The sequence below is a fragment of the Nonomuraea bangladeshensis genome, from assembly GCF_039529455.1.
Taxonomy (GTDB): domain Bacteria; phylum Actinomycetota; class Actinomycetes; order Streptosporangiales; family Streptosporangiaceae; genus Nonomuraea; species Nonomuraea bangladeshensis.
This window is the reverse complement of the sequence record NZ_BAAAMV010000001.1, coordinates 592,296-608,514: the sequence shown is the minus strand read 5'-3', so window position 1 is coordinate 608,514 and position 16,219 is coordinate 592,296. Positions and strand designations below refer to the sequence as shown.

Annotated in this window: 12 protein-coding genes; 2 read left to right on the top strand and 10 right to left on the bottom strand. The window is 73.3% G+C overall.

The genetic code is table 11. The features are described from left to right. Positions 1-37 precede the first annotated feature (37 nt). The 7 genes from ABD292_RS02620 to ABD292_RS02590 form a co-directional block, all read right to left on the bottom strand. Complete coding sequence (locus ABD292_RS02620; protein ID WP_344204901.1) at positions 38-2,401, bottom strand: ExeM/NucH family extracellular endonuclease; 2,364 nt, start codon at positions 2,399-2,401, stop codon at positions 38-40. 81 nt (positions 2,402-2,482) lie between these two features. Beyond that, entirely contained in the window at positions 2,483-3,187 is a 705-nt protein-coding gene (locus ABD292_RS02615) for an ABC transporter ATP-binding protein (RefSeq protein WP_329582946.1), read from the bottom strand. Beyond that, a complete protein-coding gene (locus tag ABD292_RS02610) occupies positions 3,177-4,106 on the bottom strand; it encodes an ABC transporter ATP-binding protein (protein WP_344204900.1) in 930 nt (309 codons plus the stop codon). The genes ABD292_RS02615 and ABD292_RS02610 overlap by 11 nt, the downstream gene beginning before the upstream one ends. 25 nt (positions 4,107-4,131) lie before the next feature. Beyond that, the gene (locus tag ABD292_RS02605) at positions 4,132-6,717 is read right to left on the bottom strand and encodes an FtsX-like permease family protein (protein ID WP_344204899.1); all 2,586 of its coding nucleotides are present in this window, start codon (positions 6,715-6,717) and stop codon (positions 4,132-4,134) included. Continuing rightward, entirely contained in the window at positions 6,714-9,764 is a 3,051-nt protein-coding gene (locus ABD292_RS02600) for an FtsX-like permease family protein (protein WP_344204898.1), read from the bottom strand. Before ABD292_RS02600 ends, ABD292_RS02605 begins: the two co-directional genes overlap by 4 nt. Positions 9,765-9,961: 197 nt before the next feature. After that, positions 9,962-10,231, bottom strand: coding sequence for a 30S ribosomal protein S20 (rpsT, locus tag ABD292_RS02595; RefSeq protein ID WP_344204897.1), 270 nt, complete (start codon positions 10,229-10,231; stop codon positions 9,962-9,964). A 717-nt stretch (positions 10,232-10,948) separates the two neighbouring features. Then, positions 10,949-11,326, bottom strand: coding sequence for a hypothetical protein (locus ABD292_RS02590; protein WP_344204896.1), 378 nt, complete (start codon positions 11,324-11,326; stop codon positions 10,949-10,951). Positions 11,327-11,382: 56 nt separating this feature from the next. Here ABD292_RS02590 and lepA point away from each other — a divergent pair, with 56 nt between their 5' ends. Continuing rightward, positions 11,383-13,212, top strand: coding sequence for a translation elongation factor 4 (lepA, locus tag ABD292_RS02585; protein WP_344204895.1), 1,830 nt, complete (start codon positions 11,383-11,385; stop codon positions 13,210-13,212). Between the two features lie 6 nt (positions 13,213-13,218). Here lepA and ABD292_RS02580 read toward each other — a convergent pair whose 3' ends face one another. Further along, entirely contained in the window at positions 13,219-13,638 is a 420-nt protein-coding gene (locus ABD292_RS02580; protein WP_344204894.1) for an acyl-CoA thioesterase, read from the bottom strand. Continuing rightward, a complete protein-coding gene (locus ABD292_RS02575; protein WP_091083820.1) occupies positions 13,635-13,931 on the bottom strand; it encodes a hypothetical protein in 297 nt (98 codons plus the stop codon). The genes ABD292_RS02580 and ABD292_RS02575 overlap by 4 nt, the downstream gene beginning before the upstream one ends. A gap of 58 nt (positions 13,932-13,989) precedes the next feature. Between ABD292_RS02575 and ABD292_RS02570 the strand changes: the two genes are divergently transcribed. After that, positions 13,990-14,499, top strand: coding sequence for a GNAT family N-acetyltransferase (locus tag ABD292_RS02570; protein WP_344204890.1), 510 nt, complete (start codon positions 13,990-13,992; stop codon positions 14,497-14,499). On the opposite strand, the gene ABD292_RS02565 is transcribed toward ABD292_RS02570, so the two are convergent. Continuing rightward, complete coding sequence (locus tag ABD292_RS02565) at positions 14,469-16,214, bottom strand: DUF6297 family protein (RefSeq protein ID WP_344204889.1); 1,746 nt, start codon at positions 16,212-16,214, stop codon at positions 14,469-14,471. The genes ABD292_RS02570 and ABD292_RS02565 overlap by 31 nt on opposite strands. Positions 16,215-16,219 lie beyond the last annotated feature (5 nt).

The following is a 16,219-nucleotide window of genomic DNA, read 5'->3' as shown; positions in this document are numbered from 1 at the left end:
GTCGGCGCAAAGGGGCGGCAGGTGGACAGGCCTCAGGTCAGAGGCGTAGGCCCACCAGGAGCGGGTCGTGGTCGGAGGAGCGGAACGGGTCGGGGGCGTACAGGTAGGGCGGGTTGAACTCGGTGTTGTAGTCCATGAACCGGCCCTCGTCGGCGTTGATGTGCCAGATCGTGGCGCCGGTCACGAGCTTGCGTGCCCCCTTGTCGGCGAGCACGTGGTCGAGCTCGCCGGACAGGCCCTCGAAGACGTAGCTGTAGCGGCCGTCCTTCTTGACGTGCTTCTTGCTCAGGCTGGTGAGCCTGGCATCCTCGAGGACGTGGATCGGGTCCTCCTCGCCGTAGGCGTTGAGGTCGCCGAGGACGAGCGCGTTCGGCAGCCGCAGGTCGTCGATCAGGGCCAGCACCGCCTGGGCCTGCTTGACGCGCTTGGCGTTGTAGCAGCTCTGCCCGTCGCCCTGGTCGGCGTCGGCGCCGCTCGCGGTCTCGTCGCCGTCGGTGCAGCCCTTGGACTTGAAGTGGTTCACCAGCACGGTGAACGTCTTGCCCTTGCCATTGGCGGGCCCGAAGGTCTGCGCGAGCGGCGGGCGGTTGAAGATCGGGTCGGCCGAGGACCGGGCCGCGCCGATCGGGGTCACCTTGCCCGGCTTGTAGATCAGCGCGGTCTGGATGAGGTCGGTGCCCGGGTTCGGGTGGGTGATGCCCTTGTAGGTGCCCGCGCCGGCCTTGGCGTTGAGGGCGTCGACCAGGGCGTTCAGCGCCACGTCGCCGTTGCGCTCGACCTCCATCAGGCCGGCCACGTCCGGGTCGAGCGTGGTGATGGTGGCGACCAGCTTGGCGAGCTGGCGGTCCCGCTCGGCGGCGTTGGTCGCGCCACGGGAGCCGAGCGTGGTGAACCAGTTGAGGGTGTTGAGGCTCGCCACCCGTACGTCGCCGCCGACCTTCTCGGGGCGGGTGGGGCGCGGGTTCTCGGCGGTGAAGACGACGGGCTTGGTCGGCTGCACGCGGTAGCGGTCGAAGCCGTAGCTGAGGACGCCGGTCAGGTCCTCGACCTCGTCGCCGAGCCGTACGCTCGCCGCGCCCTCGGTGTGGTACGGCAGCGTCGCCGGGTTCTGCGCGTTGGAGCCGTCGTCCAGCAGGATCGTACGCCGCGCGTCCTTCGCGGGGTCCACGCCCTTGCGGTCGGTCGGCTGCCACAGCCGCTCGTCCTCGGCGAGGGTGATCTCACCGAACCGGCCGAGGTTGTAGACCTCGGAGGCGGCGAGGTCGTCGGGGAAGGTCACGAGCATGTTCTCGTACCGTTCGAAGGTGACGTCCTTGGGGAGCGGCAGCTTCACCTTGACGGGCTTGACCGTGCCGGTGCCGCAGACGTTCACCGACGTGACCGGCGAGAGCTCGGTGAGGCCGTTGAACTCGACGGCCTTGCCGGAGACGAGCACCCGGTCGCCGGGCTTGACCGGCGAGGACGAGAAGGCGAACAGGCCCTCGGAGGTCGCCGGGTCGGCGTCCGGGGTGAGGGACTGCAGGTAGAAGCCGCCGAGTCCGCCGGAGCCCTGGAAGGAGCCGGTGACGACGCCTTCCACCCGTACGTTCTGCCCGGCGAGCGGACTGGTCTCGCCGTTGCCCTGCACCTGGGAGATCGGGTGCGTGGCCGGGGTGTCGCAGGTCTCGGAAGGAGTGGAGGTCGGCGTCACCGTGGGCGTAGCCGTGGGAGTCACTGTGGGGGAGGGGGACGGGTCGGCGCCGCAGGGGGCCGGGGCGGTGGCGGAGTTGCGCGGCGCGGGGGCCGCGGACTCGAAGTCGGCGCCGTTGTCGTCGGTGTCGGCGCAGCCGCCGCTCCTGCGGAAGGCGGCGGTCGCGTTGGTGAGCGCGGGAGCCGGGGCGCCTTCGGAGAAGTTCGCGCTGCCGTACCCGACCAGGTCGGCGAGCAGCGCGAGCTGCTCGTCGGAGCAGGGCGCGGTGGAGCCGTTGCAGGCCAGGCCGGAGGCGGAGCGGACCAGCGCGACCTTGCCCGCGCTGCCGCTCATGTTGATCGAGCCGGTGCTGTCGGGCTGGGGGAGCGCGCCGCTCGGGGTGGTGCCCGCCGCGAGCTGCACCAGGTGGTACTGGCCGGGGGCGAGGGTGCCGGAGAGCGCGGCCGTGTTGGCGGCGAAGTTCCCGGTGCCGGTGGCGCTGGTGTACTGCACCGACCAGCCGTCCAGCGGCACGGGGGCGGCGCTGCGGTTGAACAGCTCCACGTAGTCGTTGGTGAAGGGGGCGCCGGAGTTGCCGCCTCCGCCGTAGACCTGGCTGATGACCACGTTCGCGGGAGCCGCGGACGCGGAGGTTGCGGGCAGGGCGGCGAACGTGGCGGCGAGGGCGCCGGCCGCTAAGAGGATCACCGGGACCCGGGACTTTGCATGCATGTCGGCGAGCGTAAACCGACAAACCACCAGAACCCTATGTAAAGAGTAGACGAGCCGTGAACTTTCGGACGTAAGCCTCGATCAGCCGGCCGGCGCGGCCAGGTCGGCCTCGTGGACGACGCCGTCGCTGATCTCCAGGACCCGGTCCGCCAGCGTGATCAGGCTGGGATCGTGGGTGGCGACCAGCGCCGTGACGCCCTCGCTGCGCACGAGCGCCCGCAGCAGCTCCATGATCTGCCGCCCCGTCTGCGAGTCGAGCTGCCCCGTCGGCTCGTCGGCCACGAGGAGGCGGGGCCGGTTCGCCAGGGACCTGGCGATCGCCACCCGCTGCCGCTGGCCGCCGGACAGCTCGAACGGCCGCTGGTTGGCGTGCTGCTCCAGGCCCACCAGGGCGAGCAGCATCCGGACGCGGGCCTCGCGCTCCTCGACCGGCATCCGGGCCAGCCGCATCGGCACCCCGACGTTCTCGGCCGCCGACAGCACGGGGATCAGCCCGAACGACTGGAACACGAAGCCGACCACGTCCCTGCGCAGCTCCAGCAGCGCGTCCTCGGACATCGCCGTGACGTCCTGGCCGGAGATCAGCACCCGGCCCGCGTCCGGCCGGTCCAGGCCGCCGATCTGGTTGAGCAGGGTGGTCTTTCCGGAGCCGGAGCGGCCGCGTACGGCGACCAGCTCCCCGGGACGCACGACGAACGACACCTCCCGCAGCGCCACGACCTCCTTGGGGCCGCTGCGGTAGACCTTGCGCAGCCCCTCCACCACGACCAACGGTTCATCGCTCATCAGAGGGCTCCTCCCGTGCGGGCCACACGCCGATGTGGTCGCTCTCCAGCTCGAGGCGCACCCGGCGCTCCATGTTGAGGGCGTTCATGAAGTCGCGGGGGAGCTGCAGCCGCCCCACGCGGTCGAGCACGGCGTACTCCTCGGCGACGATCTCGCCCTCGGCGCCCTCGCGGCGCAGCGTCTCGCTGCTGGTACGCCCGTCGCGGATGCCGATCGTCCGGTCCACCTGCCCGGCCACCATGGGATCGTGGGTGACGATGACGACGGTCACGCCGAGCTGCCGGTTCGCGGTGCGCAGCGCGTCGAAGACCTGCCCCGAGGTCTCGCTGTCGAGCTCGCCCGTGGGCTCGTCGGCGAGGATGAGCTGCGGGGAGTTGGCCAGGGCGACGGCGATGGCCACCCGCTGCTGCTCGCCGCCCGACATCTCGGGGATCTTCCGCCCGGCGCAGGAGGCCACGCCGAGCAGCTCCAGCAGCTCCATGGCCCGGCCGCGATCTTTGCGCGGCACGCCGGCGAGCTTCATCGGCAGCTCGACGTTCTCCCTGGCGTTCAGGTAGGGCAGCAGGTTGCGGGCCGTCTGCTGCCAGATGAACCCGACCACCGACCGCCGGTAACGCAGCCGGTCCTTGGGCGTCATGGACAGCAGGTCCATGCCCGCCACCCTGGCCACCCCGGCGGTCGGCACGTCGAGCCCGGACAGCACGTTGAGCAGCGTCGACTTGCCCGATCCCGACGCGCCGACGATGGCGACCAGCTCGCCCTCGTCGATCACCAGGTCGAGGCCCTGCAACGCGACGACCTCGACGCCTTCGGTCTTGTAGATGCGGACGAGGTTGTCGCAGACGATGTGCGCGTCGCCGCCGAAGGCCGCCTTCCCGCGCGTGGCCTTGGCCTCCAGCTCGGACAGGGTGGGATTCATCGTGAGTCCTCCGGCAGGAACGCGTTCATGAGAGGTCTCCCGCGCGCAGCGCGGCGCCGAGGCCGCGCCGCCGGTCGAGCGCGGTGTGCGCGTACGCGCCGAGCACCGCGACCAGGGCCAGCCCGGCCGCCAGCGCGCCCGGCGTGAGCAGGTCGGGGGAGTAGCCGCCGACGGGCAGGTCTCCGGCGTACGCGGACAGGTCGACGCCGGGGCCGAGCGCGGCCGGCAGCGCCAGCCCCAGCCCGAACCCGACGACCGCCGTCACCAGCACCATCGGCAGCACCTCCAGCATGGTGAGCCGCTGCGCCTGCCGGTCCGACAGCCCGAGCGTACGCAGGAACGCCACCGCCCTGGCCCGGTCGGCGGCTCCCACGACCAGCGACAGGATCACCGCCACCAGCGCGTAGAGCGCCAGCGCCGCGGTCACCACGACCAGCGTCGTCAGGACCGCGCCGGTGAGCGGATCGCCCTGGATGGCGGCCAGCGCCCCCTCCTGGGACTCCACGGTGGCCGACGGGACCAGCCGCGCCAGCTCGCCCGGCGCGACATCGCCCTTGATCAGCAGCGTGTTGACGGCCGGCCGGGTCAACGTGTCCAGGGGCAGGACGAGGAACTTCCCGGTGCGGTAGAAGCCGGGCACCGCGTCGACGACGCCGGCCACCCTGGCCTTGATCCGCGACTGCCAGCCGACGTCGAGCGTCCCGCGCTCCCGCAGCTCGGGCGAGACCAGCGCGGACGGGCCACCGGGCAGCTCGGGCAGGTCGATGGGCGCCCCGGCGAGCAGCCGCCGCCACTGGGCGACGTCCACGGCGATGGCCTCGGCGCGTTCGCTGGTGTAGCCGAGCTGCACCCGCGCGGTCTGGGCGGTCACCACCTGCTCGACGCCCGGCGTCGCGCGGATCCTGTCGATCGTCGCGGCCGGGATCTCGATCGTCGAGGTGATCTTGATGGGCGCGCCCACCTGCTGCCAGGACGCCAGCCGCTGCGTACCGGTGATGCCGTCCGAGATCACCGCGGCGAACACCGACACGGCCAGCGCGGGCAGCAGGATCAGCACCGGCAGCCCGCCGGCCGCGCGGGCCCGCGCCGCCCTGGTCAGCCCCAGGAACGGCACCGCCGCCCGCCCGCGCGCGGCGAGCCGGACGAGCAGCCGCAGTGGGTACGGGTAGCACCGCACCGTGACCAGCGCCGCCGCCAGCGTCAGCGCGATCGGCACCAGCAGCAGGAACGGATCCAGCCCCGCCTGCGCCGACAGCCCTCGCGCCCGCAGCAGGTAGGCCCCCGTCAGCGCGAGCACCACGACCAGCGCCTCCACCGTGATCCGCCGCGCCGTCGGCCGGGCCGCGGCCACGTCGTCGCGCCGCTCGTGCAGCGGCGTCCGGTGCGCGAGCGCCACCCGCGCCGCCCCGAACCCGACGCCCGCCACCAGCACGAACGCCGGTCCGAGATGCGCGAGCGGCAGCACGGGGCCGGGGACGAGGAAGGCGAGGGCGTACCCGGCCAGCGCGGCGGGGACGACCGCCGCCGCGGTGAGCGCCGCGCCCGTCCCCGCCACCTGCCGCAGCGAGCCGCCACGGGCGCGGGCGAGCGCGAGCGCCCGGTCCAGGCGGTCGGTGAGCAGCCGTACGCCGAGCACGATCACGCCGAGCGCGACCGCGAGCAGCCCGGCGAGCAGCAGGTACATGACGGTCTGCGCGGTGGCCAGCGCCGCCGTGAAGTCGCCGAGCACCTTGGGCAGCCCGGTCTCCAGCCGGTAGGGGGCGGACGTCGTGGCCTGGAGGGTCAGCACCCGTTCGAGCTCGGCGACCCCCGCCTCGACGCCGGGCACGGCCAGCGCGCTCGCGGCCCGCCCGTTCACCGGCAGCACCCAGCGGTAGGTCAGGTTGCGGGACTCACCGCTCAGCGCGGCGAGGCCGGCGTCCGGGATGAGGGTCGTGGTGTGGAGCTCGAAGTCCAGCTTGCCGGGCGGCTGCAGCTTGGTGACGTGCAGGATGTCGGTGTTGTGGGTCCAGTAGCGGTCGGCGGGGTCCTTGGCGCGGAAGACGCCGACGATCCGTACGGCCGCGAAGTCGCTCTCGCCGAGCGTCCGGGTGTCGCCGAGGCGGAGGTTCATCTGGTCGAGGGCCTCCTCGACGACCCCCACCTCGAACAACGGGATCTGCTGCCCCTGGAAGCGCGTGGTGGAGGGCGCGCCGGGCGCGCGGCCCGCCACCCAGTCCACCCGCCGGTCGGCGTCGGACAGCCAGCCCAGGTTGATGTAGGTGTTCCCGCCGGTCCCGGTGACGGGCGTGAGGGTGGTCTTGGCGCTCATGTGCCCGTCGGGGGCGACCAGCGGACGCAGCGTGGCGGGCAGCAGCGCCCGCAGGCGCCGCTCGCGCTCGGCGAAGGCGGCGGGCTCGTGCAGGTCGTCGCGGGGGGAGCGGGACTCGCCCGCGACGGTCAGGTCCGTACGCACCGCGGGCGCGTCGGTCAGCGCGCGTTGCAGCGCCCGGTCGAAGGCCGCCTGCGTGGCCCGGGGCAGCCCCGAGACCAGCAGGCAGGCGAGCGCGGTCAGCACGAAGAGCACGATCAGCGCGCCCGCGTGCGCCCGGGCCAGCAGCGGGATCCTCACCGGTCCTCCAGGATCTGCCCGCGCCGCAGGCGCCGCGCCAGCCCGGCGACGATGGCGAACAGCACCGCCGCCACCAGCGCCAGCATCAGGCCCGTGGCGCCCCACGGGATCTCCAGCAGCACGCCTGGCGTGACGGCCGACGCCTGCCCGGTCAGCACGATGTGCGGCACCACCAGCGCTCCGACGGCCACCGCGAGCCCCGTACCGGCGACCAGCGACAGCCCGACGACGAACGCCTGCTCGACCGCCAGCAGCCCGAACATCTGCCGCGCGCTCGTGCCGAGCGCCCGCAGCACCGCGAACTCGGCCCGCCGCTCGCGCGCCGCGACGGCCGCGTTCACCAGGAAGCCGAGCCCGGCGAACACCAGCGCCGCACCGAAGCCCAGCATCAGCGCCCCCTGGAGCCCGCTCGCGAGCGGGTCGTCGCGCAGCCTCGCCGCGAGCTCGCGCTCGTCGACGACGCTGACGTCCCAGCCGGGCTGCTCGCGCAGCGCGGCGCGGGCGGGCGCGGGGTCGGCGGCGGCCAGCCACCACTCGGTGGCCGGTCTCGGCGGCTGCGCCGCGCCCAGCTCGTACGCCTGCAACGTCCCCCAGTCCACCAGCAGCGCCTGCTGCCCGGCCACGGCCGTCGGCATGCTGTCCACCACGCCCACCACGGTCACCTGGAGCACCCGCCGGTCGATGCTGACCGGTCCGGTCTGCCCGGCGTCCAGCTTGAGCGCGGCGGCGAGGTTCGCGGTGAGCACCACCGGCAGCGGCCCGGGGGCGGCGCCGGGCCCGTACACCGCGGCGGCCGGCCGGTCGGCCGCCATCACCGACAGCGCGGCGGCGGGCACCTCGCGGCCGTCGGCGCTGATCCCGGTCACCTTCACCGTGGCCTCCGCGCGGGACGCGCCCGCGATCAGGCCGCGCAGCGTCAGCGGATAGCTGATCTTCCCTGACCGCCCGGCCAGCTCCTTCAGGTCGAGCTCCACCTGGTTGTCACCGGTACGCAGCGGGCCGAGCGGCAGGTCCCGCCACACGCCGAGCGCGTCGGAGAGCACCAGCCTGGCCGGCAGCGCGGCGTCCGCCTCGGCCCGTACGGTCAGCGTGGCGGGCTCGCCGGGCAGCGTCAGCCCGCCCGCCTGATTCCCCGCGAGGGCGCGGGACAACTGCGCGACGCTCTGCTCCGACAGGTCGGCCCGCAGGTGGAACAGCTCGCCGAGCCGGGCCGCGTCCAGGCCGAGCAGCAGCGCGCTCTCGCCGCTGACCTCGCTCTGTCCCCGGAAGGCGGGGGAGTGGGCGGTGACGCCGGGCAGTGCGGTGAACGCCGTGCCGCGCCCGAGCGCGCCCAGCTCCGGCCCGTCCGGCGGCCCGGACAGCCGCAGGTCCGCCCCCGCCTGGTGCCGGGCCTGGTCGAGCTGGGAGGCCCGCCAGGTCGCCGCCGTGGCCAGGGAGACCACGCCGATGGCGATCGCCATGGTCAGCAGCAGCGCCGGCCCCGCGTACGTGAGCGGCCGCCGGCTCACCTGCCAGGCCCCCAGCGCGGGGGCCAGCGTCCGCCGCCGGGCGGTGAGCCGCGCCGCCAGCCTCGACACCCGCGGCACCAGCCGCAGGCCCAGCATGCCGCCGGTGAGCAGGGCCAGCGCGGGCCCGGAGATGATCAGCGGGTCGATGCCGAGCCCGCCGCCGGCCGTCGTGGTGACCGGCGCGCCGTAGCGGCGCAGCTGCCAGATCGCGAGCCCGGCCACCGTCAGCAGCGCGAGGTCCGCGCCCGCCCGCTCGACCAGCCCGCGCCCGCCGCCGCGCCCGCGCGCCGACTGCTCCTCCACGTACGTGCGCCGCGCCCCCGCCAGCGCCGGCAGCGCCAGCAGCACGGCCGCGGCCAGCGCCACCGCCGAGGAGACCAGGAACGTGCCGAGATCGGGAGACGGCGCGAGCCGCACACCTGTGGACCTGATCCACGGCAGCTCGCCGACCAGCGCCAGCAGCGGCGGGCCGAGGAACGGCGCGACGATCGCGCAGGGCAGCGCCACCAGCAGCGCCTCGCCCCCGGCCAGCGCGGCCAGCCGGCCGGTGCCCGCGCCGCGCGAGCGCAGCAGCGCCACCTCCATGCGCCGGTGCTCGGCCAGCAGCCGGGCGGTGAGCATCAGCGCGTACGCGGCCAGCAACAGCAGCTGCAGCACCGGGATCAGCATCGTCGAGCGCGCCACCAGGGACGCCGTGTCGAGCTGAGTGAGGATCTCGGGCAGCCGCCCCGACGCCACGCAGCTCGGGCAGCCGCCCTCCTTGAGCCGCTCGCCGACCTGGCCGAGCGCCGCCGCCAGCGGGCGCAGCCGCTCGGGCGTGAGCGCGCCGAGGTCGGGCTCGGCCGTCCAGGTGGCGTTGACGCTGGTCGCGAAGCGGGCCAGGAAGGTCTCGCGGGGGATCATCAGCGGGCCGTACGTGGTGAAGTCGCCGCGTTCGACGCCCCGCGTGAGCAGCGGCTCGTTCGCCCAGCGCTCGCCCGCGGGGTCGGTGAGCTGGAAGACGCCGACCACGCGCACGGTGACCGGGCGCGGGTCGAGCCGGCCTTTCGTGGTGAACTCGCGGCCCACCTCCAGGCCGGCGGCGGAGGCGGCGGGCAGCGACAGCGCCGCCTCGACGGCCGGGCCGCCGGGCCGCGGCCAGCTCCCCGAGACGAGCCTGGCGTGCCGGTCGAGCCCGTCGTAGCTGCCGAACCTGAGCAGCTCGGGCTGCGGCTCGCCGTCCTGGCCCGGCATCACGTAGGAGTCGGAGCGGAAGCTGGTGCCGATCGCCGGGGCGGCGCCGTAGGCGCGGGTGAGCTCGTCGCGGACCGCGTGGTCGTACCTGGGGAAGGTCTCGGCGGTGACGGGCGCGCTGATGACGGCGGCGGTCTGGCGGAACGAGGCGGTCTCCATCGTCCGGCGGACGCCCGCGTCGGCGATGGAGGAGGCGTACATCGTCAGCGCCACCAGCGTGGTGGTGGCCAGCAGGATCGCCCCGAACGCGGCCAGCAGGAGCAGCGGCTCGCTGAACGCCCGCTTGACGACCAGCGGCCCCCGCATCCGATCCCCCTCTTGTCCGTTGAGTGCACCTTCGGGGAGGGGCCGGACGCAATCAAGGTGATCTTTGGAACGGTGACTCACCCGATACGGCGGTGTGATATCGAAACCGTGACGAAACCGTGGAGAAAACGAGAACGCCGCCCCCTAGGGGAGCGGCGTCCGCAATGACAGGCCCGGCGTGCCGCCGGGCCTTGGCCTTACTTGGCGGCCAGCGCGGCGGCCTGCTTGGCGATGGCCGACTTGCGGTTGGCGGCCTGGTTCTTGTGGATGACGCCCTTGCTGACAGCCTTGTCGAGCTGGCGGGCGGCGGCCTGCTGCAGCGCGGCGGCCTGTGCCGCGTCGCCCTGCTCGGCGGCCTCGCGGAACTTGCGGACGGCCGTCTTCAGAGAGGACTTGACCGCCTTGTTGCGCAGACGAGCCTTCTCGTTCTGCTTGTTGCGCTTGATCTGGGACTTGATGTTCGCCACGAAGAAGCCTCGGTGAAAGTCTGAGTGATGGATGGGGCGCGCGGGCTCGAGAGAGGGCGCGCCACACACGCAGTTGAACAGATTACCAATAACCCAGGCGGCTCCTCAAATCAACAGCCTGGGCGAATGGGCTGTCACGAGTCTACGGCCATCCAGCCGGTCATCGGATACCTCCGAGGGAACCCCCGCCTCCAGGCGGGGGAGGAATCGGACTCTGCGGAGCAGGGCAGGGGCAGGCGATCCGCCGCCAGGCGGACCGCCGTCGAAACGCCGCACGACACCGCACGGTTCGGTATTGTGTTCGACGGTGGCGACAACTAAGCCACCTGCCGAATGATCAGAAACACCCTCGCCGCCGGGCTGGCGGAGAGCTGAAACGCCTGTGGAGCTGGTGTAAGACCTCAAGGGAAGTCCTTCCTGGCGGGCGACCGGCAGTGAAGCAGGAACCCTCACGGGTGACCGTGGGAATCCCCCTCGTTTACGAGGGGGAGGATGTCAAGTACTCCCGCCAGTCCTCCTCGGTGGCGGCGAAGTCCACGTAGAGGGCCGGGCCGAAACGTTGGCGGGGGCCGTGCCCGGTCAGCGCCAGGCGGGCGCCCTCGGCGGCCGCGCCGATGAGCAGGTGCTTGCCCGCCGGCGTCAGGTCCAGGGCCAGCTCGGCCTAGCGGGCGACGTGGCCGCCGTAGAGGGACCGGGCGGGCGTGCCGGAGACGTACGTCATAACGGCGCCCGCGCGGTCAGGCGCAGACCGGGGTACGGCTCGATCTGGGGCGCCGAGGTGGACAGCGGCCCGGTGTAGCGCCGGGCGAGGCGGCCGCCCTCATCGAATGGTCCGGAATGGACGTACACGTCCTTGATCCCCGTCGCCCCCAGCCGCCGTGCCAGCCGCTCGACGTCCGCCTCCCCGCGCCGGCCGTCCACCCACATGTGCCCCAGCCACAGAGCGTCATCTCCCGTGCTCTTCGCCCACGCGGCCGGGGCACCGGTAAACTGGACGCGGAGCGCTGCGGCGAGCAGGCCGGCCAGCGCGACCACGACGACCAAGGCAAGCGCGAGCAGGCGCAGGCCGCGGCGGATGACGGTCCGGACAATCATCCGGGCATGTCACCATAGAAGACTGCCTGACCTCAAATCTGTTGAAACGGACTTCGGTGCGCACTCAGCCTGGCCAGACCGACCCCGCGTTGATCCGCAACTTCTGCATCATCGCGCACATCGACCATGGCAAGTCGACCCTTGCCGACCGGATGCTGCAGATCACCGGGGTGGTCGACGACCGCTCCATGCGCGCCCAATACCTCGACCGGATGGACATCGAGCGCGAGCGCGGCATCACCATCAAGTCGCAGGCGGTCCGCCTGCCGTGGGACGGCCACGTGCTCAACATGATCGACACACCGGGCCACGTCGACTTCACCTACGAGGTCTCCCGGTCGCTCCAGGCGTGCGAGGGCGCGATCCTGCTGGTCGACGCGGCCCAGGGCATCGAGGCGCAGACGCTGGCCAACCTCTACCTGGCCATGAACGCCGACCTGCACATCATCCCGGTCCTCAACAAGATCGACCTGCCCGCCGCGCAGCCGGAGAAGTTCGCCGAGGAGCTGGCAGGGCTCATCGGCTGCGACCCGTCCGACGTGCTCAGGGTCTCGGGCAAGACCGGCGAGGGCGTACGCGAGCTGCTCGACCACGTCGTGCAGACCATCCCCGCGCCGGTGGGCGTCGCCGACGCCGCCGCGCGGGCGCTGATCTTCGACTCCGTCTACGACACCTACCGCGGCGTGGTCACCTACGTCCGGGTCGTGGACGGCCACCTGGGCAAGCGCGAGCGCATCCTCATGATGTCCACCAGCGCCACCCACGAGACGCTGGAGATCGGCGTCATCTCGCCCGAGCCCAAGCCCGCCGACCTCGGCCTCGGCGTCGGCGAGGTGGGCTACCTCATCACCGGCGTCAAGGACGTCCGCCAGTCGCGGGTCGGCGACACCGTCACCTCGGCCGCCAAGCCAGCCGGCGACATGCTGGCCGGCTACGAGCACCCCAAGCCGATGGTGTTCTCCGGCCTCTATCCGATCGACGGCGACGAATACCCCGAGCTGCGCGAGGCGCTCGACAAGCTCCAGCTCAACGACGCCGCGCTGGTCTACGAGCCCGAGACCTCAGCCGCGCTCGGGTTCGGCTTCCGCGTCGGCTTCCTCGGGCTGCTCCACATGGAGATCGTGCGCGAGCGGCTGGAGCGCGAGTTCGGCCTGTCGCTCATCTCCACCGCGCCCAACGTGATCTACCGGGTCGTCATGGAGGACGGCAAGGAGTTCACGGTCACCAACCCGTCGGAGTTCCCGGCCGGCGGCAAGATCGCGACCGTCCACGAGCCGGTGACCAAGTCCACGATCCTGGCGCCGTCCGAGTTCATCGGCGCGATCATGGAGATCTGCCAGGGGCGGCGCGGCCAGCTCCTCGGCATGGACTACCTGTCGGAGGACCGCGTCGAGATCCGCTACACGCTGCCCCTCGGCGAGATTATCTTCGACTTCTTCGACCAGCTCAAGTCCCGCACCCGCGGCTACGCCTCGCTCGACTACGAGCCGGCCGGCGAGCAGGAGGCCGACCTCGTCAAGGTCGACATCCTGCTCCAGGGCGAGCCGGTCGACGCCTTCAGCGCGATCGTCCACAAGGACAAGGCCTACACCTACGGCGTCGACATGGCCAAGAAGCTGCGCGAGCTGATCCCGAGGCAGCAGTTCGAGGTGCCGATCCAGGCCGCCATCGGGGCCCGGGTGATCGCCCGCGAGAACATCCGGGCCATCCGGAAGGACGTTCTGGCCAAGTGCTACGGCGGTGACATCTCCCGTAAGCGCAAGCTGCTGGAGAAGCAGAAGGAAGGCAAGAAGCGGATGAAGATGGTCGGCCGCGTCGAGGTGCCGCAGGAGGCCTTCGTCGCCGCGCTGTCCACCGAGTCCAGCTCCGACAAGCCGAAGAAGTAGCCGGTCTCAGAGGTTGAGCACCTCGGGCGCGCGGGCGAGGGCTCGCCAGCGCGCCCCCGGGTCGTCGAGCAGGCGGCGCTCGCGCAGGTCCATGAGGCCGCCGACGCCGGTCAGCGCGGCGGCCTGCGCGCCGTCCCGCACCCGCAGGAACTCCTGCCTGACCCGGAACGTCTTCCCCGCGCCCCACTCGAACGCGCACGTCACGTCCACCTCGTCGCCGCCGCGCAGCTCGCGGCGGAAGCGGATGGTGTTCTCCAGGGTGACCGGGCCGATGCCGGCGGCGAGCATCTCGCCGAGCTCGATGCCCGCGGCGCGCAGGCACTCCCAGCGGGCGTGGTCGCCGTACTGGTGGTAGACGGCGTTGTTGAGGTGGCCCTGCGTGTCGAGCTCGTAGCCGCGTACGGCGACGCGTACGGAGAAGGTCACGGCCGGCCCTCCAGCCAGGCGTGCGACTTCGCGGTGAGGTAGCGCAGGCCGTCGTCGCCGAGCTCCACCCACTCGCCGCGCGCCCAGCCGCCGGTGGTCTGCGGGGCGAACCCGTGCCGCTGGAACAGCGCGGACGCCTCCTTCTGGGTGAGCCCTCGCCGCCCCCACTCCCTGATGACCCGCGCGGTGCGCTCGTCCTCGCCGGCCTCCTGCTCGTCGCCGAGCGCCCCGGCCAGCTCCTCCAGGCCGCGCGCGATGGTCCGCAGCGCACTCTGGATCTTCGGAACGTCCATCGATCGCTCCTTCGATCGGTATCAATTGCCTTCCGATGGTAGGGGCTACGCTGGAACCATGGAAGTGGTGCAAACGGCGCGAATGCTCCTATCTCGCGTCACGGCCGACGACCTGGAGGCCGTGCACGAGCTTCACTCCGATCCGCGTACCAGCGTGTACAACCCGGCCGGCCCGTCCCCGGACCTGGAGTCCAGCCGCGCGATGCTGGACCTGTGGCTGGCCGACTGGGCCGAACACGGCCTCGGCTACTGGGCCGCCCGGCCGCTGACGTCACCGGACCTCATCGGCGTCGGCGGTCTCCGGCACGCCGTCGTGGACGGCGCCGAGGTGCTCAACCTCTACTACCGATTCCATCCGATGTCCTGGGGCCACGGGTACGCCGTGGAGCTGGTCAGAGCGGCGCTGCGCATCGGCGGCCCGCTAGGGACGGTCGTCGCGGTCATCCGCGACGTCAACACCCGCTCGCTCCGGGTGGCCGAGCGCGCGGGGATGCGCCGGGACCGCGCGATCCCGTACGGGGGCGTGCCCAGCTACGTCTACGTCGCCCTGCCGGCCCGCAGGACGTAGCCCGCCAGCGCCGCCGCCCCCGTCACGGCCTGGGCCGCCAGGTACGGGCCCGGCTGCGGGGGAGCGGTGGACAACGCGAGGAGAGCGGGCAGGCACCCGACGAGGGCCAGGTCGAGCCCGGTGACCGCCCAGAGGACGGGACCGAGGGGGACCGGACCCGCGCCCGTGTCGATGACGGGCAACGAATGATCGACCGGCTGCCGCCGCACCACCCGCAACGCCCCAGCCGCCAACCCCGGCGCCGCCAACACCCCGAACAACACCACCACGGCAACGCCCTCACCGCCCCCGGCGACACTCGCCTCGCGAGCGCCCGTCCCGGGCCCGTGCCCTGGGGCGCCCGCTCCGGGTACGACGGCGCTCGGTCCGTGCTCTGGGACGCCCGTTCCCGCTCCTGCGGCGCTCGCTTCCGGCCCGGCGGCGTTCGACTGGTGCGCCGGAGCGCCCGCCACCGGGGCAGCGCTGCTCGTCGCCTGGACCACGGCAGGGGCCGGGGACGGCGGCGCGGCCGTCAGAGTGAGGCCCGCGAGGGCGGCCGAGGTCCAGAGGGCCGCGAGCAGGGCGGGCAGCACCGCACGCGCCGCCAGCGTCGATCGGTGGCCGATGCCGAGGAGCCGGGCCAGGGCCGGGTTGGCGGCGTCGCGGCGCGCCCCCGTCGCGGCGGAGGCCGCCACCGCCAGCCCGCCCGCCAGCACCACCACCCCGAGCATGCCGGGCGCGCCGCCCGCCTGCGCCAGGAGGGCCGGCAGCCCGGCCGTGGCCAGCGTGAACGCCAGCCGTCCCGGCCGCCGCGCAAGCCGCCTCCAGTCCTGCCAGGCGGTCGCGAACGCCGCCGGCAGCGCCGGCCACCTCCGCGACCTGAGCCTCCTGCCCCGCCAGTGGTTGTCCTCGGCGATCCAGGTGAGCGCACTGGGATCGACCCCCGTGGCCGCGTCCGCGACGTGCCCGCCCCGCGTGGAGGCGGCGGCGATCTCCCGAGCCGGGATCCGGCCGAACGCCCGCCACGCCTGCCACGCCAGGAGGGCCGAGCCCGCCGCCGCGAGCGAGGCGGCGACGGCCACGGCGGTCAGGGGAGCGCCGGAGGCGATCGCGAGCACCGTACGGGCCTGGCCGCTGACCGCCACCACGGCCACCACCAGGAGCGCGACCATCGCCACGACGAGCCACACCTGCCACGACTGGGACGCCCGCGCCAGCACGGCCAGCGCCATCGCGCCAAGGCTCGCCGACACCCCGAGCACCAGCGCGCCGAGCACCCGCCAGGCGAGCTGGTCGGGCGCGCCCAGCACGGCCACCAGCCCCAGCCCGAGCACCAGCCCCGCCGCCACGGCGACCATCAGCAGCGCCCGCCCGGTACGCCCGAGCACCTGCCTGCGGTCCAGTGGCGACAGCAGCAGCCAGGACGCGTCCGGCGCCGTCATCATCACCGGCCCGGCGGCCCGCGCCACGGCCAGGAACCCGGCCAGCCCGAGCGCCAGCAGCGCCACCCCCGCCCCCATGCGGGCCGGCTCGACGGCCCCCGCCGCCCCGGCCAGGTCGGTCAGCAGCTCCGACACCGGCTGCCCGGCGACGGCGGCGAACATCAGCAGGCAGAAGAGGGTGACGTACCGGTCGAGCGACGTCGATCGGGTCCGGCTCCGCGCCCGCAGGAACCCGCGCACCGCCCGCACACCACCCTGCCCCTGCCCCTGACCCACGCCACCGCCCACACTCATGCCGC

Excerpts from the sequence above, each read along its gene's own strand:
- ABD292_RS02615 (WP_329582946.1), bottom strand. The coding sequence starts at position 3,187 with ATGAGCGATGAACCGTTGGTCGTGGTGGAGGGGCTGCGCAAGGTCTAC.
- ABD292_RS02600 (WP_344204898.1), bottom strand. The coding sequence starts at position 9,764 with ATGCGGGGGCCGCTGGTCGTCAAGCGGGCGTTCAGCGAGCCGCTGCTC.
- ABD292_RS02610 (WP_344204900.1), bottom strand. The coding sequence starts at position 4,106 with ATGAATCCCACCCTGTCCGAGCTGGAGGCCAAGGCCACGCGCGGGAAG.
- ABD292_RS02565 (WP_344204889.1), bottom strand. The coding sequence starts at position 16,214 with ATGAGTGTGGGCGGTGGCGTGGGTCAGGGGCAGGGGCAGGGTGGTGTG.
- ABD292_RS02575 (WP_091083820.1), bottom strand. The coding sequence starts at position 13,931 with ATGGACGTTCCGAAGATCCAGAGTGCGCTGCGGACCATCGCGCGCGGC.
- ABD292_RS02570 (WP_344204890.1), top strand. The coding sequence starts at position 13,990 with ATGGAAGTGGTGCAAACGGCGCGAATGCTCCTATCTCGCGTCACGGCC.
- ABD292_RS02620 (WP_344204901.1), bottom strand. The coding sequence starts at position 2,401 with ATGCATGCAAAGTCCCGGGTCCCGGTGATCCTCTTAGCGGCCGGCGCC.
- ABD292_RS02590 (WP_344204896.1), bottom strand. The coding sequence starts at position 11,326 with ATGATTGTCCGGACCGTCATCCGCCGCGGCCTGCGCCTGCTCGCGCTT.